A 25,585-nucleotide genomic window follows, 5' to 3' on the forward strand; every position below is an offset into this window, starting at 1 on the left:
AGGTTGCCTCATTGGCAACCTTTTTTGTTTTCTATATTGACCTCAACTGACGTTGAGGTTTTACCTTAACATTTCTTCAATATAACAAGGAATGAAATGAATATTCTTCTCGCTATGATCCCAGCATTTCTTTGGGGTACCACGTATGCTGTGACTAAGTATGCAACACCTGATTGGCCGCCAATTTTACTGGGTGCAATACGAGCATTGCCAGCGGGGTTATTATTGTTGCTTATCAAACCAACTTGGCCACAGTTAAGACAGTGGCGAGGCTTAATTGTATTAGCATTCGTTAATATCGCTTTATTCTTTAGTTTTATCTTTGTGATGGCGATCAACTTGCCTGCTGCAATTGCAGGCGTGGGCATGGTTTCCGTGCCTGTTGTGGCCTTATTGTATGCATGGCTGTTTAAAGGACAGCGGCCTGCATTATTACAGTCGGTGTGTGCGTTAACATTAGTTTATTTGGCGTGGCGACTATTCGATCCGCAACACGTTACACTTAACATGTTAGGTATTGTTGCTCTGATAGGCGCATTATTGACAATAGTGATTGGGAGTACTTTGGTACAAAAGATCACGACACATATTCATTGGTGGACAGTACTGACGTGGCAGCTCATTCTAGGTGGCGCCGTGCTGGCAATCGCAGCGTTAGTGCAAGCATTGTATATTGAACCACAGGCCTATCAAGTGCTTGCTCAAGTGTTTACCCCCAGCCAGTGGTTTGTGCTTTTTTGGTTAGTAGTGCCGAATACCGCGCTTGCTTATACATTATATGTTTGGCTGCTTGGGCGAATGACTGTGGTTGAGTTTACTTTTGGTACTATTGCAAACCCAATCGCGGGGATTATCTGCGCTGTCGTTTTATTAAATGAACAATATCAAGCATGGCAATATATGCTGATGGCATTAATGATTTTCTTCTCTGTGTTACCCCAGTTATTAAAGTTAGTAGGGCGCAGGCGTAAAATCGCGCGATGAATAAAAAAGGGTTGCTAAATAGCAACCCTTTTCTATCTTGGTGCGCCAAGCGTCGCGAGTTTATCAACTATGGTATTTTTCGCATGCTTCTAGTGTATTTTCAATTAAGCTTGCTACTGTCATAGGACCTACACCACCTGGTACAGGGGTAATAAAGTGTGCTTTTTGCTCAGCGATATCATATTCAACGTCACCTACCAATTTACCAGTATCTAAACGATTGATACCTACATCGATCACGATCGCGCCATCTTTCACCCAGTCGCCAGGGATAAATTCAGGCTTACCCACAGCAACAACAAGTAAATCAGCACGGCGAACATGCGTTTCTAAATCTTGGGTAAATTTATGACAAACAGTGGTAGTGCAACCAGCGAGTAATAATTCAAGTGCCATTGGACGGCCAACAATATTAGACGCACCCACTACAACGGCATGCATGCCTTTATATTTAACACCGGTTGAATTAAGAAGAGTGATAATCCCTTTTGGTGTACATGGACGAAGGGCAGGCATACGTTGTGCTAATCGACCAATATTATAGGGATGAAAACCGTCTACATCTTTTAGCGGGGTTATGCGCTCAAGAATTTTTTCAGCATCAAGGCCTTCAGGTAATGGCAGTTGCACTAAAATACCATCGACTTGTGCATCGTTATTGAGCTCATCAATCAAATCTAATAATGCTTGCTCGTTTGTATCAGCTGGTAAATCAAAAGATTTTGATACAAATCCAACTTCTTCACAGGCTTTACGCTTAGAGCCTACGTAAACTTGGCTTGCTGGATCTTGCCCAACAAGTACAACGGCAAGTCCAGGTGCGCGAAGACCATTTGCGACACGTTCTGTTACTCTTTGTGCTACTGCACTGCGTACTTGTTTAGCTATTGCCTTACCATCAATGATGTTTGCCGTCATGGGTGACCTTTAATTGGGGTTAGTTAACTTATATAACGATACTTTAATAAAAACGAGTGCATACAAAATAGGGGTAATAATGCTAAGTAGAAAACATACTCTCTACTGCTCGCTTTCAATATGTATTACTATTTTCGCAGAAAAGCGTTAAGGCGCCAAGTTGCTTTTCTGATATTAAGTTGCTTTTCTAATATAAACAGTCGAATAATATCAAAGAGTCGAAATTTTAGCTTAGTTTTGCAATATTTAACCATTGTGAACTAAAAATGACCGATTGATTTATTTTCTTAAAAAAAGGTTTGACCTGACTCAGTCAAATCACTATTATGCACCCCGTTGTCAACGAGGTCACTCGCAGATAATAGTAAGCATCGGCGATTAGCGCAGTTTGGTAGCGCACTTGGTTTGGGTCCAAGGGGTCGCAGGTTCAAATCCTGCATCGCCGACCACTTTCATTTATAATTTTTTTATAATCGATTGGCTTATTGGTAAACTATGAAGTTTTCGATGCGCCCATAGCTCAGCTGGATAGAGCAACGCCCTTCTAAGGCGTCGGTCGAAGGTTCGAATCCTTCTGGGTGCGCCATTTTGAAAACATGTAAATATAGCGGTGGTTGTAGCTCAGTTGGTAGAGCCCCGGATTGTGATTCCGGTTGTCGTGGGTTCGAGCCCCATCAGTCACCCCATTTACAAAAAAGAATATCGGCGATTAGCGCAGTTTGGTAGCGCACTTGGTTTGGGTCCAAGGGGTCGCAGGTTCAAATCCTGCATCGCCGACCACTTTCTCAAAGTGGTCTTAAACTCACCGTTTAAGTGTTCAAATAGAAAACGAAGTTTCATACTTCAATATCGGCGATTAGCGCAGTTTGGTAGCGCACTTGGTTTGGGTCCAAGGGGTCGCAGGTTCAAATCCTGCATCGCCGACCACTTTCTCAACATCTAATATCTAAAAAATCTAATATCTAAAAAATCTAAAATCTATTTATTAACTCAAAGCGACAATTATTGTTTTCCTGATAGCTTCGGGCGCCTACTTTTCATCCAGTCAACTGCTATAATCCGTGATCTAACCAAATAATTGCCCCCTAGACTCGACTATCATAAATATTAGGTTATAATGCCGCGTCTATTGTTTAACATAGTGCCCGAAGGGCAGAGCAGCATTGGTATCGTATAGTGAAGATGGAGTTTAAATGTCCTTTAAGTGACTTTTAACGTATCAAGCGCATAGTGATCACCGTGTTTGTAAGGAAGGCGAACAGTCGCCAAAATTGAAGATTGAGGTATATCATGCAAGTTTCTGTTGAGACGACTCAAGGCCTTGAGCGCCGTCTGACTATCACCGTTCCTGCAGAGAACGTTGAGACCGAAGTAAAAAAACGCTTACAACAACTGTCTAAAACCCAGCGTATTGATGGTTTCCGTCCTGGTAAAGTACCAACGTCTGTGATCAACAAGCGTTATGGTGGTGCAGTTCGTCAAGAAGTTGCTGGTGAATTAATGCAGCGTAACTTCTACGAAGCGATCGTAGCTGAAAAAATTAACCCAGCTGGTGCGCCTACATTTGCTCCTAAAGCACTTGAAGCAGGTAAAGATTTAGAGTTCGCTGCAACATTTGAAGTGTACCCTGAAGTAGAAGTTCAAGGTTTAGATAAAATTGCAGTAGAAAAGCCAGTAGTAGCAGTAACTGACGAAGACTTAGCTAACATGCTAGAAACACTTCGTAAGCAACACGCTTCATGGGCTGAAGTTGATGCAGCTGCTGGCGAGAAAGACCGTGTAACGGTTGATTTCGTAGGTACTATCGACGGTGAAGTATTTGAAGGCGGTAAAGCTGAAGATTTCCCATTAGAACTTGGTCAAGGTCGTATGATCCCAGGTTTTGAAGATAACATCGTAGGTAAAAAAGCAGGCGAAGAAGTCGTTTCTGACGTGACTTTCCCTGAAGATTACCACGCTGAAAACCTAAAAGGTAAAGCGGCTCAATTCACTATCACAGTGAAAAAAGTTGAAGCACAAGAGCTTCCAGAATTAAATGAAGAATTCGCAACTAAATTCGGTGTAACTGAAGGTGGCGTTGACGCACTTAAAGAAGAAGTTAAAAAGAACATGTCACGTGAACTTGACCAAGCGGTTAAAGCAAACGTAAAAGATCAAGCAATCAAAGGTCTTTTAGCTAACAACGAAATCGACGTGCCTAAAGCGCTAGTAGATCAAGAAATTGATGCACTACGTCAACAAGCTGCACAACGTTTTGGTGGCGATGCTAAAAACATGCCTGAGCTTCCAGCTGAACTGTTCCACGAGCAAGCTGTAACACGCGTTAAAACTGGTCTTTTATTAGGTGAAGTGATCAAAGCGAATGAGCTTAAAGTTGACGATGCAAAAGTAGACGCATTAATTGCAACAGTGGCTTCTGCATACGAAGATCCAACAGAAGTAGTTGAATACTACAAAGCAAATGATCAACTTATGCAACAAATGCGTAATGTAGCAATGGAAGAGCAAGCTGTTGAAGCTATTTTAGCTAAAGCAAATGTAACTGACGTTGAAAAAGCATTTGATGACATCATGAATCCACAGCAAGGCGCTTAATAAGTCATTGACTTAAGCCTCTGCTAACGATTAAATGGCTCGTGTTACTCTGTATTATGCAGTGTGCCCGAGCCATTTTAGTTTGTGGCCTTCAATTTTGCTAAAAAGATAACTATGCTTCCTTATAAATAAGGATAAGTATAAGCGCATAAGGAATAAAATAAATATGAACACTGGTATTACAGATCCTCTCAATGCATTAGTACCTATGGTTGTTGAACAAACAGCGAAAGGCGAGCGCTCGTATGATATTTATTCGAGACTATTAAAAGAGCGAATCATATTCTTAACGGGTCAAGTTGAAGACAATATGGCCAATCTAATTTTAGCGCAAATGCTATTTTTAGAATCAGAAAACCCAGAGAAAGATATCTTCTTGTATATCAATTCACCAGGTGGCTCTGTTACTGCTGGTATGGCAATTTACGACACGATGAATTTCATTAAGCCAGATGTAAGCACGATTTGTGTTGGTCAAGCGGCGAGTATGGGGGCATTTTTACTCTCTGGTGGCACTAAAGGTAAACGTTATTGCTTGCCTAATTCACGTGTAATGATTCACCAACCTTTAGGTGGTTTCCAAGGTCAAGCATCTGACTTTGAAATACATGCTAAAGAAATCCTGTCTATTAAAGATAAGTTAAATCGTTTAATGGCTGAACATACAGGACAACCATTGGATGTGATTTCTCACGATACCGACCGTGATAACTTTATGACGGCAAGTCAAGCTGTTGACTATGGTTTAGTGGATGCAGTCTTTACTAGCCGAGCAGGTAAATAAACCCTTTGAGCTGGTGACTATGTCGCCAGCTAAGCCTTTACTATGCGAAAAGCATTTTTTTTTGGTATAGTTAAGCGTATTGAAATAGCTGCTAAGTAGTTTGGCAGCCAACGTATAAGATGAGGTAGCTGAATGTCTGACACTCCTACAGACGGCGACAAAAGTAATAAATTGTTATACTGCTCTTTTTGTGGCAAAAGCCAGCATGAAGTTCGTAAACTAATTGCCGGCCCTTCAGTATATATTTGTGATGAATGTGTTGAGCTGTGTAACGACATTATCAGGGAAGAGATCAAAGACATTGCGCCTAAGCACAATACCTCTGATAAACTGCCTGCACCAAAAGAAATTCGTAATCACTTAGATGATTATGTGATTGGCCAAGACCATGCAAAGAAAGTACTTTCTGTGGCGGTTTACAATCACTACAAGCGTTTACGTAATCAAAACACGAAGACTGAAATCGAATTAGGCAAAAGTAATATCTTGCTAATTGGTCCTACTGGTAGTGGTAAAACACTATTAGCAGAGACATTAGCACGCCTACTTGATGTGCCATTTACTATGGCTGATGCAACCACATTAACCGAAGCCGGTTATGTGGGTGAAGATGTTGAAAACATCATTCAAAAGTTATTGCAAAAATGCGATTACGATGTAGAAAAAGCGCAACGTGGTATTGTTTACATTGATGAAATTGACAAAATTTCACGTAAATCAGACAACCCATCAATCACTCGAGATGTATCAGGTGAAGGCGTGCAACAAGCACTGCTTAAATTGATAGAAGGGACTGTCGCATCAGTGCCACCACAAGGCGGACGTAAACATCCACAGCAAGAGTTTTTACAGGTTGATACCTCAAAAATCTTATTTATCTGTGGTGGTGCATTCTCAGGTCTTGATAAAGTGATTGAGCAGCGTAGTCATAAAAACACCGGCATTGGTTTTGGTGTTGATGTGAAAGAATCTGCGGCGAGTCGCTCTTTAAGTGAAACGTTTAAAGATGTAGAGCCTGAAGATTTAGTGAAATATGGTTTAATTCCAGAGTTCATTGGCCGTTTACCGGTTGTGGCAACGCTTACTGAGCTTGATGAAGCTGCACTTATCCAAATTTTAAGTGAGCCGAAAAATGCCCTGACTAAACAGTATGGCGCATTATTCGGTATGGAAGATGTTGAGCTCGAATTCCGTGAAGATGCGCTTCGTGCTATCGCTCATAAAGCGATGGAACGCAAAACGGGTGCACGTGGTTTGCGTTCAATCGTTGAATCTGTATTGCTTGATACTATGTATGAACTGCCATCTATGGAAGATGTGAGTAAGGTAGTGATTGACGAAACCGTGATCAAAGGTGAGTCTGACCCTATTTTGATTTATCAAAGTGCCGGTCAAGATAAAGCGGCATCTGAATAAACTTTAGCCAGTTTATTTACAAAAAGGAGCCTCGTGCTCCTTTTTTTGTAATTTATTTAACTCTGTTGGGTTAAATTGTTGAACTTTAGCTAGGTTATCCCCATATACTTGAGTAATCTTTAAAATAAATGAAGAGCGAAGAGAAAAATAATGACGCTTGAGAGAACAGATCGAGTCGAAATCCCGGTACTGGCACTGCGCGATGTTGTGGTGTATCCGCACATGGTGATCCCGCTTTTTGTAGGCCGTGAAAAATCTATTAAATGCCTTGAAGCGGCAATGGATAAAGACAAACAAATTTTCCTTGTTGCGCAAAAAGACGCAACCGTGGATGAGCCAGAGCAAGACGATATTTATCGTGTTGGTACTATTGCCACTGTACTACAGCTACTTAAACTACCTGATGGCACTGTTAAAGTGTTAGTTGAGGGTACACAACGCGCAAAACTAGAAAGCTTTATTGATAATGATGACTTTTTTATTGCCAATGCGCAGTTTATAGGCTCAGAAGAAATTGATGAGCAAGAACAAGATGTGTTTATTCGCAGCGCCATTAATCAATTTGAAGGCTATGTAAAGCTTAATAAAAAGATTCCGCCGGAGGTACTTACCTCGGTGAGTGGCATTGATGAAGCGCCGCGCCTAGCGGATACCATGGCTGCGCATATGCCATTGAAAGTGCCTGAAAAACAAAAAGTGCTCGAGATCACTAATGTCACAGAACGCCTTGAGTATTTAATGGCATTAATGGAAGGCGAAATTGACTTACTGCAAGTTGAGAAAAAAATTCGTACCCGCGTTAAAAAGCAAATGGAAAAGTCGCAGCGCGAGTATTACCTCAATGAGCAAATGAAAGCCATTCAAAAAGAACTAGGCGAACTTGATGATGTGCCTGATGAATTTGAAGCGTTGAAAAAGCGCATTGAAGAATCGGGCATGAGCAGCGATGCACAAGAAAAAGCCAATTCAGAACTTGCCAAGCTAAAAATGATGTCGCCAATGTCGGCAGAAGCTACGGTTGTGCGTTCATATATTGATACGCTAATTAATGTACCGTGGAAAAAACGCTCTAAAGTGAAAAAAGACTTAGCCGGAGCGCAAAAGATTTTAGACAGCGATCATCATGGTCTTGATAAAGTTAAAGAGCGTATTATTGAGTATCTTGCGGTTCAGCAACGTACTAATAAGCTTAAAGGGCCTATTTTATGCCTAGTTGGCCCTCCAGGTGTTGGTAAAACCTCACTAGGGCAATCGATTGCGCGCTCAACGGGTCGTAAGTATATTCGTATGGCACTTGGTGGCGTGCGCGATGAAGCGGAAATTCGTGGCCACCGTCGTACGTATATCGGTTCAATGCCGGGTAAGCTTATTCAAAACATGAGCAAAGTGGGCGTTAAAAACCCATTATTCTTATTAGATGAAATCGACAAAATGTCTTCGGATATGCGTGGCGATCCGGCATCAGCACTGCTAGAAGTACTCGACCCTGAGCAAAATAGTCATTTTGCTGATCACTACTTAGAAGTTGATTATGACTTATCTGACGTTATGTTTGTGGCGACTTCAAATAGCTTTAATATTCCAGGTCCACTATTAGATCGGATGGAAGTAATTCGTTTATCGGGTTACACCGAAGATGAAAAGCTAAATATTGCAAAAGAGCATTTGATCCCTAAACAAGTTAAGCGTAATGGCTTAAAAGAGGGTGAAGTGGTTATCGAAGACAGTGCTATTGTTGGCATTATTCGTTATTACACTCGTGAAGCGGGTGTACGTAATTTAGAGCGAGAAGTGTCTAAGTTATGTCGCAAAGCTGTAAAAAACATTTTGCTCGAAAAAGACACGAAAGTAGTCACTATCAATGAGCAAAACCTAGAAGAGTTTTTAGGTGTGCAGCGTTTTGATTACGGTAAAGCTGAAGATGGCGACCGTATTGGTCAAGTAACAGGTTTAGCGTGGACTGAAGTCGGCGGTGATTTATTAACAATTGAGTGTGCAGCAGTACCTGGCAAAGGCAAACTAAGCTACACAGGCTCATTAGGTGATGTAATGCAAGAGTCGATTCAAGCAGCGATGACCGTTGTACGTAATCGTGCTGATGCATTTAGGATCAACAGTGATTTTTACGAAAAGCGTGATATTCACGTACACGTACCTGAGGGGGCAACTCCAAAAGATGGCCCAAGCGCCGGTGCGGCGATGGTTACTGGGTTAGTATCAAGTCTAACCGGTAACCCTGTGCGCGCTGATGTGGCGATGACGGGTGAAATCACTTTACGTGGTGAAGTGTTACCAATTGGTGGTTTAAAAGAAAAGCTCTTAGCCGCTCACCGTGGCGGTATTAAAACCGTTATTATTCCAAAAATTAACGAACGTGACCTAAAAGAGATCCCTGACAATGTATTGGCAGGCCTTGATATTCACCCAGTTACATGGATTGATGAGGTTTTAAAACTGGCTTTAGTGCACCCAGTTGAGAGTTTTTCAGTCGAAACAGCTAAAAACCAGTAAAAAAGCGAAAAAAAGTGCATTAAAGGGCTTTTCAAATCTAGATGATATGATAAGTTAAGCACTGGTTTTCAAGCCTAGGCCTTATGTGGCCTAGGTTTAAGAAAAATTACAATCGTATGAGCATGAAAAAGTTTGCTCTAAAATTTTCAAAACAGTGATGTTAGTTTAAAAAACAATCGCTCTTGATAATAACAATGAAAGAGGATGATATTGTGAATAAATCTCAATTAATCGATCAAATCGCAGCTGACGCTGACATTTCTAAAGCGGCTGCGGGTCGTGCACTTGATTCATTCATCGAGGCTGTTTCTGGCGCGCTTAAAGATGGCGATTCAGTAGCATTAGTAGGTTTCGGCACTTTCTCAGTGCGCGAGCGTGCTGCTCGTTCTGGCCGTAACCCACAAACGGGCGAAACAATTCAAATCGCTGCAGCGACTATCCCAGCTTTTAAAGCGGGTAAAGCGCTTAAAGACGCATGTAATAGCTAATCACTACTCTTTAGTGAGTTAGTTTTGGCAGTGTAAGAAGTTAATCGCTTTTACAGCTTAATTAACTATCTTTCTCGCCAACTGCTTCAAGTAAAAAAGCGTATCTGGTAAGATACGCTTTTTTTACATAAGCAAGGCGATTTCTGCCTCGAATAGAATAGAGATAAATAAATGCTTGAGAAAATCAGAGAAGGTTCGCAAGGACCGGTAGCTAAAGTTATTTTAGGCGCGGTGATTTTATCTTTTGCCTTAGCAGGGATCGGTGGTTACTTAGGTCAAACCACAGAGCAGCCCGTCGCTGAAGTAAATGGAGTTAAAATTAGCCAAACTGAATTTAGCCGTGCGTTCCAAAACGAACGTGCACGTTTAGAGCAACAATTTGGCGAATACTTTGCACAAATTGCGGCTGATCCAAATTATATGGCACAAATACGTCAAGGCGTTATTGACCGTCTAGTACAACAAGAATTACAAACACAACTAGCGGCAGAACTCGGTTTACGTGTTAGTGATGAGAGTGTTAAAAAAGCGATTTTAGAGCTGCCATACTTCGAAATTGGTGGCAAGTTTAATAACGATCGTTACTTACAAGTAATTCGTCAAATGAACTTCCAACCAGACGCATTTCGCGAATATTTACGTGAAGAAATGACTCGCAGCCAATTAATTTCGGCCGTTGCGGGAACTGATTTTGCCTTAGAAAGTGAGCTAGCTAGTGCGATTGCGCTACAGCAGCAAACACGTAGTATTGATTACGTTGTGGTTAGCAAAGAATCACTACAAGAAGGGATTGCAGTAACTGAGCAAGAAATTGCAGATTACTATGACTTGAACTCGTCACAGTTTTTAGCACCAGAGCAAGTATCGGTAAGCTATATTGATTTAAATGCAGCAAACTTAGACTTACAAAGCAATGTAAGCGAAGAAGACGTAAAAGCATATTACGATCAAAACAGTGCACAATACATTGAGCCTGAAAAGCGCCGCGTATCACATATCTTAATTGATAACACTGAAGACGACGATGCAGCAAAAGCGAAAGCCGAAGACTTGTTAGCACAATTACAACAAGGTACTGACTTTGCTACATTAGCTGAATCATCATCTGACGATATTGTCAGTGCTGAAATGGGCGGTGATCTTGATTGGATCGAACGCGATATGATGGATCCAGCGTTTGAAGATGCAGCATTTGCACTGCAAAGCAAAGGTGATTTTTCAGACGTAGTGCAATCTGAGTTTGGTTATCACATCATTCAGTTAACTGATATTCAAAGCCAGCAAGTTAAAGCATATGATGCAGTAAAAGCTGACCTACGTGCTGAACTTGAGCGTGCTGAGAAAGTAAATGCATTTTACGAAAAGCAAACAGAAATGGGTGCTATCGCATTTGAAATTTCAGATACACTTGTTGACGCTGCAGAAGTGGCCGGTGTTGAAGTACAAACGACTGGACTAGTTGACCGTAATTCATTACCAGCACCGTTAAATACACCCGCGGTCATGACTGCAATTTTCTCTGTTGATGTTCTTGAAGATAAAATGAACTCAGAAGTTATCGAAGTGGGTGACGAGCATGTGGTGTTAGTGCGTGTTAAAGAGCACAAACCAGCTGCAACAAAACCACTTGCAGATGTATCTGAGCAAATTAAAGCACGCTTAGTTAGCCAAAAAGCATCAGAGCTTGCGAAAGAAAAAGCGACAACTCTATACGCAGAGATTGAAGCAGGTAAGAGCTTAACTGACTTAGCAACTGAGCATAGCTTAGAGCTACGTCAAGAAGCTGCATTGACTCGTCAAGCTTACACTGTTTCACCAGCTATCGTGCAACATGCCTTTAAAATGGCTCACCCAACAGATACTGCAGTGGTTGACAAAGTTGAGTTAAATAACGGTGATGCTGCAATCGTTGCCCTAAAATCAGTGACTAACGCCACTGTTGAAGGTGAAATTGAAGCGCAGCTTAAGCAAAATATTACTATGGCCCAAGTTAACAAAAACTACATGGTATTCATTGACGCTTTAAAAGCAAATGCCGAGCTTAACTTACCTAAAGCGCAAGCCGCCACAGAGTAATGTTAATTATGCAAACCTAAAAAAGCGCCTAATGGCGCTTTTTTTGTGAGCAAAATATAAAGGTTAAAGGTAAAAGTTAAAGGTGCTAGGTATCTAGGGGCTAGGGGAGTTGGTTTGGAGATTCCAGTTTACTTCGCGCAATGATTATAATTTTTAAGTGCTGTAGTGGTATCTCAGTTGAGCGATTAAAAGCGTATCGTCTAGGTACTTGTATACTATTCTGTGCTCATCATTTATCCGTCGAGACCAATATCCCGATAAACCATGCTTAAGTGGCTCAGGTTTTCCAAGTCCTTCATGTGGGCTGCGTTGAATATCTTTAATGAGCAAATTTATACGTTTCAGTATTTTTTTATCATCGCCCTGCCAATAAAGGTACTCTTGCCACGCATGAGTAGAAAAGGTTAATTTCACTCAATTAGCTCTCTTTGTGTGCCTTCACCTTGCTCAAGTTCGGCAATCGACTCCAAAAGCTTGCGGGCATTGGCCGGGGATCTAAGTAGGTAAGTGGTTTCTTGCATCGCGTTATAGTCTTCTAACGACATCATAACCACTGGGCTTTCACTTTTACGGGTAATAATAATCGGCGCATGATCATCGCACACCTGCGCCATGGTACTCGCTAAATTAGCGCGAGCAGCAGTATAACTAATAGCATCCATAACAACTCCAAAATGTTCATGTACGTTAATTTGTACAGTATAGCTCATGCACAAATAATAAGTCACTTTAAATTAGGCCACAGGAGCTAAGTTAAAGGTTAAAAGTAAAAGGTGCTAGGTATCTAGGGGCTAGGGGAGTTGGTTTGGAGACTCGAGTTTACCTCGCGCCGCTTTATGTAACACGCGTAGGTTGGGAAGAGTGCAACGAAACCCAACGAAAAAATACCTTGTAAGTCTGGATCTAGGGCCCCATTTTTCAATAAAAACTGCGTGATGGGGTTGGAGGTTAGAGACCTCCGGCTACCCGATTAGGTTAATTGTGCTCGGTAATCATGAAACACTTTTTTACCCGAAGTAAGGTTCGCTCCATGCATTTTATAAAAATTGCTCTTTTGAGGAGTAAAATCGTCATCATGTATTTGTACAATTTCTGGAATATAACCTTTAGAAATAGCATCAGGAGTAAGCCAAGTATTATTTTTAACAAAGTCTGCACAGGTTATTGTCAATTCGTCCCAAGCTTGTTGATATTGAAATTTCTTCCGATTCACAGCGTCAGAATACTGCATCGGTAATTCGAAACTTACTCCATGCTCGCTACGATTTTTAATGCACTCAGCTCTAAGTTCTTCTTCTGAAATGCAGTAACTCCAAAAACACTTTTCTGCGTTAACAAGTGATTTATACTGTTCCTGATGTTTAAACTGATTTTTCCATGTACTCAAAGCCTCCTGCGCAATAAATAACGTGCAAACTGAAACTATTAAACCAAGTGTCGGAAATATATCAAAAACAAGTAAATTACTATGCGAGGCTCCAAAGTAATAACCAACTATAGCCAAAAGTAAAGCGACAATAATATTTGTAATATCTATTTTCATTAACACCTCTTTAAGTTAACGCTGCCATAATTTGCCGCCTGAAGCGCAGTGTAAGGCGGTCAAATTGATTTTCATGGGCTTGACTTATGAGGTGAAAGTCCTCTGTAGGAAGATCACCGCTTAAATAACATTCTGTTATTAAACGATAGGCACTCGCGAATGGCAAGGGCTAAATCGCGAGAGATAGTCTGGAGGAAGCCGCTAGTATTCTTTATATAAGTATGTGCGAGCTGATGAACAAAAACATCAAGGTGGGCCATTACCCCCTTTACTTTCTAATATTTTACTCGATGAATTAGATAATAAACTAACCTACAAACAACAGAAGTTTGCACGTTACGCTGATGACATAATCATTTTAGTAAAAACGAAAAACGAAAAACGAAAAACGAAAAACGAAAAACGAAAAACGAAGGGCTAATAATCCAACGGGAAATTACTGTGTTTATCACTAAGCGATTAAAGCTCAAAGTGAACGAATCGAAAAGTCGGGTCGGTCCAGTATCAGGCTCGAAATTTCTCGGGTTCACCTTCTGTTACGGTCAAGTACAAATCCACGAACAGGCGCTAAAGAAATTTAAAGTGACTCGCCATATCGTGTGGTGTGGGGGCTGGAGGTTAGAAACCTCCGGCTACTCGATTAGCTTTTTTACCACGGGTGCTTTATTGGAACATCTATATCATTGTCCATGATAAATGAAACCAATTCCCGATAACTTGCCAGTAAGCTTCCACGATTGCACCAGTTGTTTTGTTCATCAGACACGTTTGGATTAATAAACGTAGCATTAGGGGAAATATAATAGTTTAAATATTCAGGGTCTAGCGATTGAATAGTATGCTCCCAATCAGCATCAAAAACCAAGTCAAACATACTTAAAAATCTTGAGATTAAAGAATTAAAATGTTGAGATTTATCATCATTAAGCTTCAACTTGTCTGCTTTTAGAATATTGCGAGATAAACCAAGTATTTCTTCTAATAGCTCACGCTCACTTCGAGTATGTGATTCATTATTCGAAGTGTCACTAGCTAAGAGTTCCATCACACGTGTTTCAAGCTTTGGCCAAAAAGCTTCAAATACATCACGAAGTACGTCATCAGCAAGTACATTATCAGTATTTGAATTATTAATTGTAGTAACAAGAGCATACATGTCTGACTTATTAAAAAGCGTTGTTTGAAATTGAGTCAGTGGCCCTGATATATCAGCATTACCTAAGCCAAAGAGAATTGGGCATACTAGAGAAGCATCAACTTTTTTTGATATAGCTCCTGCCTCAAACATTATCCAAGGGCTATTTAAATTCTCTTTTGTTATACAAAAAATACCAACCGAAGAATTGTCTAACTCATCTGCAATATCAGATGACCAGCGGTTTCCCTTATCTATATCGCTAGGAGTAAAATATGGTTTTACCGTTTGTAATACACTTGGTAACCAAGCTCGTATAGCTTGTGCTATATCTTTACTTTGATCTCCTGACCAACTAATAAATACTTTCAAAACAACTCCATATTTGAGATAAAGCGAACAGCTTAATGAACACCATTTTGGTGGTTTATAACACACCAAAACGGCGTATATTACATACTCTGATAATTTCACCAATAATTACTTTTGTAAACATGTAATTAAAATAGCAAAATCTTAAGCTTGTTATTTTGCTCTAAACCGTCTTTCAACTTGCTCTTTACACCTTGGGTTTCGTAACTCTCTACCCAACCTGCAACAACCAACGGTAAAATTTAACGCCGGGCTGCTCTAAAACTGATAGCTGACAGCTTAAGGCTTACAGCTATACCTTTAGCAACTCAACAATTTTTGAGTAACTTTTGACTGTGGATTTTGAAATACATCTCTAGTTTTACCGTATTCAACGATTTCACCGTGATCCAATACCACGAGTTGGTCGCTAATATGGCGTACTAGGCTTAAATGGTGGGTGATCAAAATATAGCTTAGGCCAGTGTCTTGTTGAAGCTTGAGTAACAGGTTAACGGTTTGCGCGCGTACGGATGGATCTAAAGATGATAACGCTTCATCGAGTACCACCACTTTGGGATCTAAAATTAATGCGCGGGCGAGGGCGACTCGTTGTAGTTGACCACCACTGAACATGTGTGGGTAATAATGTTGGTGGTCGTTTAACAAGCCTACTTTAGATAAGGTGGCGGTGATTTTTTCAGCACGACTTTGTTTATCTAAGTGAGTATTATATTGCAGGCAGTCGTTGAGCATTTCGCCTATGGTGAGGCCCGGGTTTAATGAAGCTTCCGAGTCTTGGAAAATCATCCGAATATGGCGACATTGTTGGTCGCGAATGCCTTTGTCTTCAATGATATTGCCACTGAGTAAAATTTGCCCTGCATCTGCGCTATCAGCTCCAGCAAGCAATTTTGCAAGGGTGCTTTTTCCTGAACCTGTTTCGCCGATAATAGCGAGGGTTTCACCTTGCTCTAGGCAAAATGAAATGTTTTTTAATACTTCGAATCGTTTTCGTGAAAATAAGCCAGCTCTAAGGTTAAAGCTTTTCGATAAGGCTTGCACTTTTAACAGAGGTTGCATTATTTCATTGCCTTAATTAAAGGAAAATGACACGCATAGCTGTGGCCATGCTGCTTAGTTAAAGGCGGTGTAACAACACAAGCTTTCTGGGCTTGTGGACAACGAGGGCCTAGTCGGCAACCGATTGGTAAATGTTGCAAAGTGGGAATTGTCCCTTTGAGCGCATAAAAAGGCTCTTTATGAGCAAGCCCTTGCTCGTAATCTGGCAAGCTTTTTAATAACGCTTGTGTATACGGATGACGTGGCAAAGTAAAAATACGTTGGGTTGGGCCAGCTTCAACCATTTGTCCGCAGTAAAGTACGTGAATGCCATGAGACCAGTTGACGATTTCTTCAAGTTCATGAGAGATCATTAAAATAGACATATTTTTCAGCTGATTTAAGCTTTTTAATAACCTAAAGACTTGTGCGCGAGTAGTGCTTTCAAGGGCGGTAGTTGGCTCATCGGCAATCAGTAACTTAGGGGTACGGGCAATGGCCATTGCAATCATTACTTTTTGACACACGCCTTCTGAGAGCTCATGAGGGTAGCTTGATAGTACTTTCTCGTGATCTTTAATACCCACTTTATGGATCAATGCTTTGACACGTTCTTTGCGCTCGCGGTTGCGCTTTAAGAAAAAGCCAGAGCTTGCTATTTCAGGAAGCGTTTCAGCAATTTGCTCAAATATTTTGGCGGTTGGATCAAGGCAGCGACTGGGATCTTGATAAATCATGGCGATATCGCTGCCAACAATTTTACGGCGCTGCTCGTTTGATAAACGCATTAAGTCAACACCGCGCCAGTGCATACGGTCGGCGGTGATATGCCAGCGCTTATTTAAAACGCCAACAATGGCTTTGGCGATCAAGCTTTTACCAGATCCTGATTCACCAACTAATGCATGGACTTCACCTTCTTTGAGGCTCAGGCTCACTCTATCTACGGCTCGGATCACAGTATCTGAAGTACGTAGCTCTATGGTTAAGTTTCGTATATCAAGTAATTGCATTTAGTCAGCCTTACGTGCTTTAAGCACTTGGCGTAGCCCGTCGCCAACTAAGTTGGTCGACAGCACAGCTAAAAAGAGTAATACCCCGGGCAAGCCTACAGTCCAAGGCGCCAAATAAATTAAACCAAGGTTTTCAGCTAAAATTGCGCCCCATTCGGTGGTGGGAGGTTGTGCGCCTAATTTTAAAAAGCCCAATGCTGAAATATCAAGAATAGCGGTCGAAAGCGCCATAGTAAAAATAACCACGATATGCTCATAAATATTAGGGAAAATTCCCCGTGAGAGGATATGCCAATTAGAGGCGCCATCGAGTTTAAATGCGGTGATGTAGTCTTTTCCAAGCTCTGTGACAATCAGGTTTCGTACCGAATGAATAAATTGTGGTAATAAGGCTAAAATAATCGCCCAAACGGTATTCATCAATCCAGGACCTAGTATTGCAATAATAATAATAGCTAATAGTAAGGAGGGGATTGATAAGGTGATATCAAGTAAGTGGTTTAAAAAACTTGAGCGTAATCCACGGCTAATACCTGCAAAAGTACCCACGAGTACACCAATCACTGTGGTTATAAGTGCTGCGATAACGGATAACCCAAAAGTATAGGTTGCGCCGTTCATTAATCGCGAGAGTACATCTCGGCCTAAATCATCTGTACCTAAAATAAAGCGTACATCGCCCATTTCATGCCATGATGGAGGGATCAGTAAGGCATCACTGTGCTGTTGGTTTACTCCATAAGGGGCAATCAGTGGTGCGGCGGCAGCTAAAATGGCAAAGGCAATAAAAATCCAAAGTCCAACAACGGCGGGGGGATTGGATTTAAACTTTCGCCAAAACCGCGCCAGTGGCGATTTATTTGATTCTTCTGAAAATAAATTAAACTTTGCCATGCGCTTGATTCCGTGACAGCGGGTCGAACAAGGTATAAGTTAATTCTGCAATAATGGTTGCCAGAATTACAAACATCGATACCGCTAATAAACCACCTTGAATGGCTGGGTAATCCCGTTGGTATATACTATCAATTAACCAACGACCAATGCCAGGCCATGAGAAAATGACTTCGGTGATCATAGCAAGTGTGATCAAAGTGCTAAACTGCAAACCAATTTGTTTGATAACGGGTAATAGCGCATTACGTAACGCGTGATGGATAATTAATTGGGCGCGGTTTAAGCCCTTGGCTCGAGCAGTTTTAATATAACTTTGATCAAGTACATGTAACATCGACTCGCGAGTAAAGCGCACTAATACGGTAGTCGGATACATTGCCAGCACTATGGTGGGTAATGTTAAGTGATGTAAGGCATCAAGCATTGCCATACCAGCATACGGGAAGTCAGCGAGGATAATATCCAGTAAAATAAAGCCTGTTTGGTAGGGGATCTCGTATAGTAAACCCATTCGCCCAGACATTGGGAACCAACCTAGCTGCAATGAAAACACCATAATCAATAGCAATGCCAACCAAAACACCGGCATAGAGTAACCCACCAAGGTGGTAGAGTTAACTAGTTTATCAGGCCATCGGTGGTGATATGCCGCTGCAAATATCCCCGCTGGCACACCAACCACTACTGAGATAATCAATGCATAAAGACTGAGTTCCAGAGTTGCCGGAAAGAGGCCAATAATATGGCTGAATACGCTATCTCCTGAGGCAAAAGACAGGCCCCAATCGCCTTGTACAATACGGGCCAGAAACGCAAAATATTGAATTAAATAATTATCTTCAAAATGGTATTTTTCTTGTAACTCACTGGTTTGTGAAAAGCTGGTATTACTGATGCCACTTAAATTACTAAGTGGATCACCGGGAAACAAATAACTCAGCGAAAATGTAAATACACTTAAAGTAAACATCATGAAAAACAGTAAGCCTAAGCGGCGCAAAATATAATGTAATACCATTATTTTTTCCTCGCATTAGCTAAGGAAATTGCCCCAAATGGACCAAGAGGAATACCCTCTACGTCAGCGCTACTGGCTTGAAAACGCATACCATGAGCCAATGGCAGTAGCGGCAGTTCATTTATCAGCATGGCTTGTATTTGTTGGTAATATTCTTTACGTTTGGTTAGATCCGTGGTGTCGAGTGCCTGAGTGAGTAATAAATCAAACTCAGGGTTACACCAATTTGCAGAGTTTTTACCACTAAATGCTGCGGTACAACTAAGCAGCGGACTAAAAAAGTTATCTGGATCGGGGGTATCTGCGGCCCAACCTAATAAAACGCTATCGTGGCGATGTTCACCAATTCGTTGAATAAAGGTATTCCATTCATATTCAACAATGCTGACGTTGACACCGATTTTTCGTAAATCGCTTTGCATTAGCTCAGCCATTTTACGCGCGTTAGGATTATATATACGGCTTACAGGCATCGCCCAAATAGTCATATCAAAACCATTTGGCAGCCCTGCATCAATTAATAGTTTTTTAGCTAGATCCGGATTAAAGGTGGGTAATTTAGGTTGTGCCTGATATGCCCACGATGTTGGTGGTAATAATGATTGTGCTCGAATACCATTGCCGTAATAAACAGCCTGCATGATTTTTTCAACATCAATAGCATGAGCCAGTGCTTGGCGCACGCGCAAGTCATCAAATGGCGGTCGCTGGGTATTAAACGCCCAATAACCTATGTTTAAATTGGTTTCTTTTTGTACGTTGATATCGTCACGTTGCGCTAAAATACTCAGCTGTGCGCTGCTTGGATGTGCCGTGATATCACACTCTTTGGTCAGCATTTTTGCAATGCGTGTAGTACCATTTGGCGTTATGTCGTAGACCAATTGTTCAAGTACAACGTGGTGCTTCCAATAATCTGGATTACGATAATAGCGCACTAAGTGATCGCGTCGATATTCTTTATAGATATAAGGACCTGTACCAACAGGGTATTGATCAAATAAATTCAGTTGCTCGCGCTGCTTTAATTGCATGGCGTATTCGCGAGATAACACGACGGCGAAATCAGTCGCCATATTAGCTAAAAAGCTACTTTCAGCATTAAATAGTTCAAAGCGCACTTGGTAGTCAGACACTCTGACTATTTGGCGGATCAGCTGATCGATTCCAACACTTTGAAAATAGGGGTAGTCAGCATTACCAACAAAATGATAAGGGTTATACACGTCGAATAAACGGCTAAAAGTGAAAATCACATCATCGGCGTTAAACTCTCTGCTTGGTGTAAAGTAAGCAGTGGTATGAAACTTAACCCCTTTACGGAGTGTAAAAGTGACTGATTTACCGTCTTTACTTATTTTCCAATCAGTGGCGAGCTCGCTTTTAAACTCTGCGGTAACCGGATCGATACTGATCAAACGGTCATATAATTGATTGGCAATAATATCGATAGTTGAACCCGTAGTCGTTACTTGCGGGTTAAACGACACAGGATTAGCCTCAGCGCAATAAACTAAGCCCTGGTTCTTTTCTTCTAACGTCTTTTCTTTGGTATCTAAGCATCCCGTTAGGGATAGCGATAAGATTCCAAGTAATAATTTATACACCCGTTTAGCCTCTGACTATTATTGTTGATCTAACAAGTTGTATTTTTTCAAATAGCCTCGTAGTTGATGATACGTCAAACCAAGTACTTCTGCAGTTTTCTTTTGATTAAATTGACTAAATTCCAACGCTTTTTTTATTAAATCAATTTCAAACTCATTGGAGAGCGCTTTTAAACTACAAGGAAACTGAAATTGTGTACGCGTTGTTGCAACAATCGGTTCTTCAGTGGCAGCAGGAATAGGGGGCGCCTCTGCTGTTTTTGTGATCGGCTTTTTGATCCGTTGCTTTGGTCTAAAGCGACTTTCAAATGGGTCTAAAATAATCTGGTGAACGGGAATATGTTCATTACCATGGCGGTATAAACTCCGTTCAACAACATTTTTTAATTCTCGAATATTTCCTGGCCAGTCATAGCCTTGTAATATTTCCATGGCACTGCGGGTAAAGCCACTGAATAGTTGCCAGTCTAAATCTCGGGCCATATTCATGGCAAATTGCTCGGCCAGTAGCATGATGTCTTCTTGACGTTCTCGCAAGGGAGGCAATGTAATAACATCAAACGCGAGTCTATCGAGTAAGTCGCTTCTAAATTCGCCTTGCTCGGCTAAATAAGGGAGATCTTCATTGGTTGCACACACTAGGCGGGTATCGACCTTGACGGTTTGCTTACCGCCTACACGTTCGAATTCGCCGTATTCAATTACTCTTAATAGTTTTTCCTGCACCATGGCGGACGTATTGGCTAATTCATCTAAGAATAGAGTGCCGCTGTTGGCGCGTTCAAATCGTCCTTCGTGGCGTTTACTTGCTCCCGTAAATGCGCCGCTTTCATGACCAAATAATTCACTTTCAAGCAGGTTTTCGTTCAGTGCCGCACAGTTGAGCTTAATGTAGTTTTGCTCCCAGCGCTTTGATAAAAAGTGTAACCGCGCTGCTATTAGCTCTTTACCCGTACCACGTTCACCAATAATCAGCACAGGTTTATCTAAACTTGCCAGTTGTGAAACTTGATCAAGGACAGCTAAAAAGCTGTCTGATTGGCCGAGTAAATTATCTTGTTGGCGAAATTGGCTCATATTCCCTAACTCTTAGTCATTTTTACTAACAGTTAGTGTATTTCATAATCAAGAAGAACTAAAGGAATTTGTATTTTTAGTTTAACATTATGAAATTATTACTGTATTTTATGTTTTATAAAGTTGGCAAGCATATTGTAATAGTAACTGCAGACCAATTAAGTTAAACACTACAGAGGTAAATGTTATGGGAATTTTTTCGCGTTTTGCAGATATTGTTAATTCTAATATCAATGCCATTTTAGATAAAGCTGAAGATCCTGAAAAAATGGTACGTCTGATCATCCAAGAGATGGAAGACACGTTAGTTGAAGTACGTTCAACCTCTGCAAAAACATTAGCAGAGAAAAAAGAACTAGTACGTCGTGTTGATACACTGAAAGAGCAAGTTGCCCAGTGGCAAGATAAAGCTGAGCTTGCCTTGAGTAAAGATCGTGATGATTTAGCCCGCGCCGCACTACTTGAAAAGCAAAAGTCAGCGCAAGCGGTGACTGCTGTTGAAGAAGAGCTAAATCATGTTGAATCACACATTGACAAGTTACAGCAAGAGGTGAGCACGTTACAAGATAAGCTCGCAGACGCAAAAGCACGTCAAAAAGCAATTATTTTACGTCAGCGCTCGGCAGAGTCGCGCCTTGAGGTGAAAAAAGCACTCGACAGCTCTAAAGTAGAAGATGCACTAAATCGCTTTGAACGTTACGAAACCAAGATTGATGGACTAGAATCACAAGTAGAATCGTACGATTTAGGCAAAAAGTCATTAGCGGATGAAATTGCTGAATTACAGCAAAATGAAAAAATTGATGACGAACTTGCAGCGCTTAAAAAGAAGCTTGCTGATAAATAAAGCCAATAATTAATAAAAGGGGGAGCATCTCCCCCTATGCTTAAATAAACGGATTGTGTAGGAGAGGGTTATGTTTAATGCAGAAGTGTTTGTTGCGCCAATTATCATTTTTATGGTTGTGGTCGCACCCCTTTGGTTAATTTTACATTACCGAAGCAAAAAGCAAGTAAGTCAAGGTTTGAGCGAGCACGAACATCGCCAATTAGTTGAGCTTGCTCAAAAAGCTGAGAAAATGGCTGATCGAATAGAAACACTAGAAGCTTTACTTGATCAAGAGGCCCCACAGTGGAGGCGTAAAATATGAGTACTAAACGAGAATTGTTAAGAGACCCAGTACGCGGCAAGATAGCAGGTGTATGCGCAGGACTCAGTGATTATTTCAATATGGAATTGTGGCTAGTACGTATAATTACTGTTTCAGCATTCATACTAACAGGTGGCTCGTTCGTGTTTGTTATTTATATTGCAGCGTGGTTTATCCTAGATAAAAAACCCCGTAATGCACATGGTAAAACTGATGCGTCGTTACATGAAGATCCGCTTGAAGTAAAATTTAAAGTATGGCAAAAAGGTGAGCCACCACGTCGTGCTTTACAAGATTTAAAAGATCGTTTGGGACGTGTTGATACGCGCTTACAAGAAATTGAACGCTATGTAACGTCAACAGAGTTTACGGTTAGCCGTGAAATCAATAAGCTATAAAGGATTTAATAGCACTTTAGACTAAGTAATTATGTAGCTGAAGTGCTAGCTCATTATGATAAATACTTCATCTGCAAAAAACGCCTTTAATAAGCTCAAAGGAAAGGCTGAAAAAGCCGTACATCGTAGCTTAGATCAACATGTAAAATTAGCGGTTACTGGCCTCAGCGGCAGTGGAAAAACCGCTTTTATTACCGCCTTAGTGAAACATTTGACCAGCCAAGCAACAGATAAAAACCTACCGTTTTTTGATGTTATGCAGCAACAGCGTCATATCGCGACCAAAATTGTACCGCAACAAGCATTGACGATACCGACTTTTGATTATTCAAAGGCCTTAAGTGCGTTATTACCGCTAGAAGGACAGCCTCAATGGCCTGCTTCAACTGAGCGTATAAACACGTTGCGCTTGGCTATTAAATATCGCAGTGACTCGGGTTTACGTGGCCACTTTGCCCCGCAATCAACCTTGTATTTAGATATTATTGATTACCCTGGTGAATGGTTGCTTGATTTACCAATGCTAGAGCAAAGCTATCAGCAGTGGAGTGAGCAGCAATATGCGCTATTACAACGCTCTCCTCGGGTTGAAAAAGCGCAGGCATTTTTAACCGCGTTGAGTGAACTTGATTTAAATGCTCCTGTAGATGAAAACGCGTTGAGCGAGATTGCTGCACATTATCAAACGCTATTAATCGGCCTAAAAAAAGACACAAAGCTTGCTATGTTACAACCTGGGCGGATGTTGATGCCCGGTGAATTACAAGGCGCCCCACTTTTATTGTTTTTTCCGGTTGCAAAGTTTACTGATGAAATCATTGCAGGATCGAATTTAGCGCATTTGAAAAAGCGTTTTGATGCTTATGTAAAAGAAGTGGTTAAACCATTTTATAGTCAACACTTTCGTAATTTTGATCGGCAAATCGTGCTGGTTGATGTACTCAGTGCGCTTAATGAAGGAGCAGAGACGCTGCAAGAGCAAGGTGATGTGATCAAACAATTACTTGCTCATTTTAATTATGGCGAAACGGGCTTTTTAAAACGTTTATTCAAACCCAATATCGATAAACTGCTATTTGCCGCCAACAAATCGGATCACATAAGCAGTGCGCACCATAAAGACTTAGCGCTGTTATTAGATTCGTTAGTGCATGAACAAAGTAACCATTTAAAATTTGATGGCGTTAAAATTGAAACTATGGCGATGTCCTCGATTGCTGCCACCATGCCAAAGCAGGTAGTTGAGCAAGGTAAAACGCTTAATTGTATTTATGGTAAACCATTAGCTGAGTCACAATGGCTAACGTACTTACCGCCACAGCCCCCCATGCGTATCCTAGGTAAAGATGAGTGGCCAAGCCATGGATTTGAGTTTTTATCGTTTGCGCCAATGCCAAGTCCAGATAAACAGTTAAAACATATTCGTTTGGATCATGTCATGCAGTACCTTTTAGGAGACAAATTAACATGAGTGAGACCGCACCCGGTTTTCAAGCTGGAAGACGCATTGAAACCAGTGAGCAGCCTTTAGATAATGAGCTTGCTTTAACTCCAGCAAAAGTGATTGATCAAGGAGAATATGAATATCAAGCAATAAATGACGAACTGTTGGATGAAGAGATTGATTTAGCGCCAGTTTATAAAAAGTCAAAATGGCAAACACTGAAAGCCGTGTTTGCCATTAGCTTTATTGTTTTGGTGTTGCTGGAATTTATATTTTCCATGGTGTTCACATTTGAGCAGTCAATTATCTTAGGTAGTGTGTACTTAATTGCAGTGCTGAGTGGGGTGTTGTTATTAGGCAAGCTGTTATGGCGCGAGTATAGAATGTTGCGTAGTTTAAAGCGCAATCAATTGCATCGTCATGAAGCCGACCGCTTACTTAACAGTGAACAAGTGGGGGGAGCATTGCCATGGCTTGAAAAGCTAAACAAGCATCAGCAATTAACAGGCTTTGACGAGTTTAAAGCCAGTATTGATCATCATCACAGCGATAAAGAGATCATGACTTTATACGCTGATAGTTTACTGGTAAAACAAGATACTCAAGCTAAAAAGCTGATCAACCGGTTTGCCACTGAATCAGGTTTATTAGTAGCACTTAGCCCTTTGGCGCTGGTGGATATGATGGCTGTATTGTGGCGTGGTACTAAACTAATTGAACAAATTGGCCGTATTTACGGTATTGGTTTTGGTTATGCAAGCCGTATTAAGCTTTATAAAATGCTGATCAAACAGGTTATGTTTGTTGGTAGTGCGGAGTTAGTATCAGACTTAGCTGCTACGGCACTCAGTGCAGAGCTGTTGGGCAAGTTATCTGGGCGTGCAGCACAAGGTTTAAGTGCTGGTATTTTTACGGCACGAATCGGTTATAAAGCGATGGAGTTAAGTCGTCCATTACCGCGGCTCGAGCATAAGCGCAGTTTACTCAAAGGCACCGCACAGTTAATCGCAAGTAAAATAGTCTCTCGTAAAAAGACGGTTCAAGAGCAAGACGAGCCAGTTAACTGACAAGATATCTGTACAGTGCTTAAAAAGCGCTGTACAGATGATAGCCATCT

The 25,585-nt window shown here is 41.1% G+C and carries 24 protein-coding genes and 5 tRNA genes; 18 read left to right on the plus strand and 11 right to left on the minus strand.

Going from position 1 to position 25,585, the window contains the following annotated elements:
* Nucleotides 1-96: 96 nt before the first annotated feature.
* Entirely contained in the window at nucleotides 97-984 is an 888-nt protein-coding gene (locus PHAL_RS0120080) for a DMT family transporter (RefSeq protein ID WP_016710230.1), read from the plus strand.
* A 63-nt stretch (nucleotides 985-1,047) separates the two neighbouring features.
* Here PHAL_RS0120080 and folD read toward each other — a convergent pair whose 3' ends face one another.
* Nucleotides 1,048-1,902, minus strand: coding sequence for a bifunctional methylenetetrahydrofolate dehydrogenase/methenyltetrahydrofolate cyclohydrolase FolD (gene folD / locus PHAL_RS0120085; RefSeq protein ID WP_016710231.1), 855 nt, complete (start codon nucleotides 1,900-1,902; stop codon nucleotides 1,048-1,050).
* Nucleotides 1,903-2,274: 372 nt separating this feature from the next.
* Here folD and PHAL_RS0120090 point away from each other — a divergent pair.
* The 11 genes from PHAL_RS0120090 (at nucleotide 2,275) to ppiD (ending at nucleotide 11,772) form a co-directional block, all read left to right on the plus strand.
* Nucleotides 2,275-2,351, plus strand: a tRNA-Pro gene (locus PHAL_RS0120090).
* Between the two features lie 60 nt (nucleotides 2,352-2,411).
* Nucleotides 2,412-2,488 (plus strand) — tRNA-Arg (locus PHAL_RS0120095).
* Nucleotides 2,489-2,512: 24 nt separating this feature from the next.
* Nucleotides 2,513-2,588: transfer RNA gene (locus tag PHAL_RS0120100), tRNA-His, on the plus strand.
* A 17-nt stretch (nucleotides 2,589-2,605) separates the two neighbouring features.
* A tRNA-Pro gene (locus tag PHAL_RS0120105) sits at nucleotides 2,606-2,682 on the plus strand.
* 70 nt (nucleotides 2,683-2,752) lie between these two features.
* A tRNA-Pro gene (locus PHAL_RS0120110) sits at nucleotides 2,753-2,829 on the plus strand.
* Between the two features lie 363 nt (nucleotides 2,830-3,192).
* Complete coding sequence (gene tig, locus PHAL_RS0120115) at nucleotides 3,193-4,497, plus strand: trigger factor (RefSeq protein ID WP_016710232.1); 1,305 nt, start codon at nucleotides 3,193-3,195, stop codon at nucleotides 4,495-4,497.
* Between the two features lie 166 nt (nucleotides 4,498-4,663).
* Nucleotides 4,664-5,281, plus strand: a complete 618-nt coding sequence (gene clpP, locus PHAL_RS0120120; protein ID WP_016710233.1) for an ATP-dependent Clp endopeptidase proteolytic subunit ClpP — start codon at nucleotides 4,664-4,666, stop codon at nucleotides 5,279-5,281.
* A gap of 132 nt (nucleotides 5,282-5,413) precedes the next feature.
* Nucleotides 5,414-6,697 (plus strand): ATP-dependent protease ATP-binding subunit ClpX, encoded by a 1,284-nt coding sequence (gene clpX / locus PHAL_RS0120125; protein WP_016710234.1) that lies wholly within the window; start codon nucleotides 5,414-5,416, stop codon nucleotides 6,695-6,697.
* Nucleotides 6,698-6,847: 150 nt separating this feature from the next.
* Entirely contained in the window at nucleotides 6,848-9,208 is a 2,361-nt protein-coding gene (gene lon / locus PHAL_RS0120130; protein ID WP_016710235.1) for an endopeptidase La, read from the plus strand.
* 185 nt (nucleotides 9,209-9,393) lie between these two features.
* Nucleotides 9,394-9,696: an HU family DNA-binding protein gene (locus PHAL_RS0120135; RefSeq protein WP_301562686.1), complete on the plus strand. Its 303-nt coding sequence runs from the start codon at nucleotides 9,394-9,396 to the stop codon at nucleotides 9,694-9,696.
* Between the two features lie 171 nt (nucleotides 9,697-9,867).
* Nucleotides 9,868-11,772: a peptidylprolyl isomerase gene (ppiD, locus tag PHAL_RS0120140; RefSeq protein ID WP_016710237.1), complete on the plus strand. Its 1,905-nt coding sequence runs from the start codon at nucleotides 9,868-9,870 to the stop codon at nucleotides 11,770-11,772.
* A 153-nt stretch (nucleotides 11,773-11,925) separates the two neighbouring features.
* Here ppiD and PHAL_RS0120145 read toward each other — a convergent pair whose 3' ends face one another.
* From PHAL_RS0120145 to PHAL_RS0120155, 3 genes are all read right to left on the minus strand, one after another.
* Complete coding sequence (locus PHAL_RS0120145) at nucleotides 11,926-12,186, minus strand: Txe/YoeB family addiction module toxin (protein ID WP_016710238.1); 261 nt, start codon at nucleotides 12,184-12,186, stop codon at nucleotides 11,926-11,928.
* Entirely contained in the window at nucleotides 12,183-12,434 is a 252-nt protein-coding gene (locus tag PHAL_RS0120150; protein WP_016710239.1) for a type II toxin-antitoxin system Phd/YefM family antitoxin, read from the minus strand. Before PHAL_RS0120150 ends, PHAL_RS0120145 begins: the two co-directional genes overlap by 4 nt.
* 308 nt (nucleotides 12,435-12,742) lie before the next feature.
* The gene (locus tag PHAL_RS0120155) at nucleotides 12,743-13,315 is read right to left on the minus strand and encodes a hypothetical protein (protein ID WP_016710240.1); all 573 of its coding nucleotides are present in this window, start codon (nucleotides 13,313-13,315) and stop codon (nucleotides 12,743-12,745) included.
* 223 nt (nucleotides 13,316-13,538) lie between these two features.
* Here PHAL_RS0120155 and PHAL_RS24165 point away from each other — a divergent pair, with 223 nt between their 5' ends.
* Entirely contained in the window at nucleotides 13,539-13,736 is a 198-nt protein-coding gene (locus PHAL_RS24165; RefSeq protein ID WP_016710241.1) for a reverse transcriptase domain-containing protein, read from the plus strand.
* Between the two features lie 228 nt (nucleotides 13,737-13,964).
* On the opposite strand, the gene PHAL_RS0120165 is transcribed toward PHAL_RS24165, so the two are convergent.
* The 7 genes from PHAL_RS0120165 to pspF form a co-directional block, all read right to left on the minus strand.
* Nucleotides 13,965-14,822, minus strand: a complete 858-nt coding sequence (locus tag PHAL_RS0120165) for a toll/interleukin-1 receptor domain-containing protein (protein ID WP_016710242.1) — start codon at nucleotides 14,820-14,822, stop codon at nucleotides 13,965-13,967.
* Between the two features lie 300 nt (nucleotides 14,823-15,122).
* Entirely contained in the window at nucleotides 15,123-15,884 is a 762-nt protein-coding gene (locus PHAL_RS0120170) for an ATP-binding cassette domain-containing protein (protein ID WP_016710243.1), read from the minus strand.
* Entirely contained in the window at nucleotides 15,884-16,876 is a 993-nt protein-coding gene (locus PHAL_RS0120175; RefSeq protein ID WP_016710244.1) for a peptide ABC transporter ATP-binding protein, read from the minus strand. Before PHAL_RS0120175 ends, PHAL_RS0120170 begins: the two co-directional genes overlap by 1 nt.
* Nucleotides 16,877-17,770, minus strand: coding sequence for an ABC transporter permease subunit (locus tag PHAL_RS0120180; RefSeq protein WP_016710245.1), 894 nt, complete (start codon nucleotides 17,768-17,770; stop codon nucleotides 16,877-16,879).
* The gene (locus PHAL_RS0120185; protein WP_016710246.1) at nucleotides 17,757-18,791 is read right to left on the minus strand and encodes an ABC transporter permease; all 1,035 of its coding nucleotides are present in this window, start codon (nucleotides 18,789-18,791) and stop codon (nucleotides 17,757-17,759) included. The genes PHAL_RS0120180 and PHAL_RS0120185 overlap by 14 nt, the downstream gene beginning before the upstream one ends.
* Nucleotides 18,791-20,398: an ABC transporter substrate-binding protein gene (locus PHAL_RS0120190; RefSeq protein ID WP_016710247.1), complete on the minus strand. Its 1,608-nt coding sequence runs from the start codon at nucleotides 20,396-20,398 to the stop codon at nucleotides 18,791-18,793. The genes PHAL_RS0120185 and PHAL_RS0120190 overlap by 1 nt, the downstream gene beginning before the upstream one ends.
* 18 nt (nucleotides 20,399-20,416) lie before the next feature.
* Nucleotides 20,417-21,475, minus strand: a complete 1,059-nt coding sequence (gene pspF, locus PHAL_RS0120195; protein WP_016710248.1) for a phage shock protein operon transcriptional activator — start codon at nucleotides 21,473-21,475, stop codon at nucleotides 20,417-20,419.
* A gap of 187 nt (nucleotides 21,476-21,662) precedes the next feature.
* Here pspF and pspA point away from each other — a divergent pair, with 187 nt between their 5' ends.
* The 5 genes from pspA (at nucleotide 21,663) to PHAL_RS0120220 (ending at nucleotide 25,535) form a co-directional block, all read left to right on the plus strand.
* Nucleotides 21,663-22,322: a phage shock protein PspA gene (pspA, locus tag PHAL_RS0120200; protein WP_016710249.1), complete on the plus strand. Its 660-nt coding sequence runs from the start codon at nucleotides 21,663-21,665 to the stop codon at nucleotides 22,320-22,322.
* A gap of 70 nt (nucleotides 22,323-22,392) precedes the next feature.
* Nucleotides 22,393-22,626 carry an envelope stress response membrane protein PspB gene (gene pspB / locus PHAL_RS0120205; protein ID WP_016710250.1) on the plus strand — a complete coding sequence of 78 codons (234 nt, stop codon included), beginning with the start codon at nucleotides 22,393-22,395 and terminating at the stop codon, nucleotides 22,624-22,626.
* Complete coding sequence (gene pspC, locus PHAL_RS0120210; protein ID WP_016710251.1) at nucleotides 22,623-23,024, plus strand: envelope stress response membrane protein PspC; 402 nt, start codon at nucleotides 22,623-22,625, stop codon at nucleotides 23,022-23,024. Before pspB ends, pspC begins: the two co-directional genes overlap by 4 nt.
* Before the next feature lie 55 nt (nucleotides 23,025-23,079).
* The gene (locus tag PHAL_RS0120215) at nucleotides 23,080-24,495 is read left to right on the plus strand and encodes a YcjX family GTP-binding protein (RefSeq protein WP_016710252.1); all 1,416 of its coding nucleotides are present in this window, start codon (nucleotides 23,080-23,082) and stop codon (nucleotides 24,493-24,495) included.
* Nucleotides 24,492-25,535 (plus strand): TIGR01620 family protein, encoded by a 1,044-nt coding sequence (locus tag PHAL_RS0120220; protein ID WP_016710253.1) that lies wholly within the window; start codon nucleotides 24,492-24,494, stop codon nucleotides 25,533-25,535. Before PHAL_RS0120215 ends, PHAL_RS0120220 begins: the two co-directional genes overlap by 4 nt.
* The last annotated feature ends 50 nt before the right edge of the window (nucleotides 25,536-25,585 follow it).

This window comes from Pseudoalteromonas haloplanktis ATCC 14393, from assembly GCF_000238355.1.
Taxonomy (GTDB): domain Bacteria; phylum Pseudomonadota; class Gammaproteobacteria; order Enterobacterales; family Alteromonadaceae; genus Pseudoalteromonas; species Pseudoalteromonas haloplanktis.

Excerpts from the sequence above, each read along its gene's own strand:
- folD (WP_016710231.1), bottom strand. The coding sequence starts at position 1,902 with ATGACGGCAAACATCATTGATGGTAAGGCAATAGCTAAACAAGTACGC.
- tig (WP_016710232.1), top strand. The coding sequence starts at position 3,193 with ATGCAAGTTTCTGTTGAGACGACTCAAGGCCTTGAGCGCCGTCTGACT.
- lon (WP_016710235.1), top strand. The coding sequence starts at position 6,848 with ATGACGCTTGAGAGAACAGATCGAGTCGAAATCCCGGTACTGGCACTG.
- pspF (WP_016710248.1), bottom strand. The coding sequence starts at position 21,475 with ATGAGCCAATTTCGCCAACAAGATAATTTACTCGGCCAATCAGACAGC.
- PHAL_RS0120175 (WP_016710244.1), bottom strand. The coding sequence starts at position 16,876 with ATGCAATTACTTGATATACGAAACTTAACCATAGAGCTACGTACTTCA.
- PHAL_RS0120220 (WP_016710253.1), top strand. The coding sequence starts at position 24,492 with ATGAGTGAGACCGCACCCGGTTTTCAAGCTGGAAGACGCATTGAAACC.
- pspB (WP_016710250.1), top strand. The coding sequence starts at position 22,393 with ATGTTTAATGCAGAAGTGTTTGTTGCGCCAATTATCATTTTTATGGTT.
- pspA (WP_016710249.1), top strand. The coding sequence starts at position 21,663 with ATGGGAATTTTTTCGCGTTTTGCAGATATTGTTAATTCTAATATCAAT.
- PHAL_RS0120185 (WP_016710246.1), bottom strand. The coding sequence starts at position 18,791 with ATGGTATTACATTATATTTTGCGCCGCTTAGGCTTACTGTTTTTCATG.
- clpX (WP_016710234.1), top strand. The coding sequence starts at position 5,414 with ATGTCTGACACTCCTACAGACGGCGACAAAAGTAATAAATTGTTATAC.
- PHAL_RS0120170 (WP_016710243.1), bottom strand. The coding sequence starts at position 15,884 with ATGCAACCTCTGTTAAAAGTGCAAGCCTTATCGAAAAGCTTTAACCTT.
- pspC (WP_016710251.1), top strand. The coding sequence starts at position 22,623 with ATGAGTACTAAACGAGAATTGTTAAGAGACCCAGTACGCGGCAAGATA.
- ppiD (WP_016710237.1), top strand. The coding sequence starts at position 9,868 with ATGCTTGAGAAAATCAGAGAAGGTTCGCAAGGACCGGTAGCTAAAGTT.
- PHAL_RS0120180 (WP_016710245.1), bottom strand. The coding sequence starts at position 17,770 with ATGGCAAAGTTTAATTTATTTTCAGAAGAATCAAATAAATCGCCACTG.
- clpP (WP_016710233.1), top strand. The coding sequence starts at position 4,664 with ATGAACACTGGTATTACAGATCCTCTCAATGCATTAGTACCTATGGTT.
- PHAL_RS0120150 (WP_016710239.1), bottom strand. The coding sequence starts at position 12,434 with ATGGATGCTATTAGTTATACTGCTGCTCGCGCTAATTTAGCGAGTACC.
- PHAL_RS0120215 (WP_016710252.1), top strand. The coding sequence starts at position 23,080 with ATGATAAATACTTCATCTGCAAAAAACGCCTTTAATAAGCTCAAAGGA.
- PHAL_RS0120155 (WP_016710240.1), bottom strand. The coding sequence starts at position 13,315 with ATGAAAATAGATATTACAAATATTATTGTCGCTTTACTTTTGGCTATA.
- PHAL_RS0120080 (WP_016710230.1), top strand. The coding sequence starts at position 97 with ATGAATATTCTTCTCGCTATGATCCCAGCATTTCTTTGGGGTACCACG.